Origin of the sequence: Longivirga aurantiaca (assembly GCF_042660085.1) — a bacterium.
Lineage (GTDB): Bacteria > Actinomycetota > Actinomycetes > S36-B12 > CAIYMF01 > Longivirga > Longivirga aurantiaca.
This window is the reverse complement of sequence record NZ_JBHSTI010000066.1, coordinates 1-1,283: the sequence shown is the minus strand read 5'-3', so window position 1 is coordinate 1,283 and position 1,283 is coordinate 1. Positions and strand designations below refer to the sequence as shown.

Below are 1,283 nucleotides of genomic sequence, written 5' to 3'. Positions count from 1 at the left end.
GATGCCGGCAGCGCGCACGCGCGCGGAGGCCACGGGCTTGTCGAACGATGTGCGGCACACCTCGGGCGTGGAGCCGACGTACGGCAGACCGAGCGCTTCCAGCACGCCCCGGACGGCGCCGTCCTCGCCAGGGGCGCCGTGCAGCAGCGGCACCACGCACACCGGGCGGTCCGCGGCGAGCGAGGCGAGCAGCCCGGCGTCGGCGTCGAGGACGTCGACCGTGAGGCCCGCTACCCGCAGCGCCTCGGCCACGCGCCGGCCCGAGCGCAGCGAGACGTCGCGCTCGGGGGAGAGGCCGCCGGCCAGGACGACGACCCGACCGCTCGTGGTGCTGCTGCTCATGCGTGAATCCCCTTGTGCTGCAACGGTTCTAGGCCAGGTCGGTGTAGGGCGCGGAGGCAGACGTGCGTTCGGCCACGTGCGTGGGCGAGCCGAACGTCCGCGCGAGCTCGAGCTCTTCCTTCATCACGCCGGCAAGCCGACGCACGCCCTCGCGGATGCGGTCGGGCTCGGGGTAGCAGTACGACAGCCGCAGCGAGTTCTGGCCGCCGGCGCCCGCGGAGTAGAAGCCGGTGCCGGGCACGTAGGCCACGAGCGCGGCGACGGCGCGCGGCAGCATCGCGGTGGCGTCCATGCCCTCGGGCAGCGTCACCCACGAGTAGAAGCCGCCGCCCGGCACGGTCCAGTGCGTGCCCTCGGGCATGAGCGCGTCCATCGACTCGAGCAGGGCGTCCCGCCGTTCGTGGTAGACCTCGCGGAACACCTTCACCTGGTCCATCCACGGCTGGGTGGCGAGGTACTCCGAGATCGTCAGCTGGGTGAGGTTCGACGGGCACAGCGTGGCTGTCTCGTTGGCGAGCACGAGCTTCTCGCGCACACCGTGCGGCGCCACCGCCCAGCCCACGCGCAGGCCGGCCGCGATCGTCTTGGAGAACGTGCCGAGGTAGATCACACCCTCGGCCTCGTCGGCGCGGATCGCGCGCGGCACCGTGCCGTCGAACCCGAGCAGGCCGTAGGGGTCGTCCTCGAGCAGGAGGATGCCGTTCGACCGCGCGGCCTCGAGCACCTCCATGCGGCGCTCCGGCCCCTGCGTGACGCCGCCCGGGTTGTGGAACGACGGGATCGTGTAGATCAGCTTGGGTGTCTTGCCCTGCGCGCGCACCGACGCGATCGCCTCGCGCAGCGCGTCGGGCCGCATGCCCTGCTCGTCCATGGGCACGTGCACGACCTCGCACTGGTACGACGAGAACACGCCCAGCGCGGTCACGTACGTCGGCGCCTCG

General features: G+C 72.6%; 1 protein-coding gene and 1 pseudogene. Both read right to left on the bottom strand.

Translation table 11 applies throughout. The features are described from left to right. A pseudogene (locus ACFQGU_RS17790) lies at positions 1–342 on the bottom strand (D-alanine--D-alanine ligase); the annotation flags it as partial. A 28-nt stretch (positions 343–370) separates the two neighbouring features. Further along, a partial coding sequence (locus ACFQGU_RS17785; RefSeq protein WP_386769038.1) for an aminotransferase-like domain-containing protein occupies positions 371–1,283 on the bottom strand: 913 nt, incomplete at its 5' end.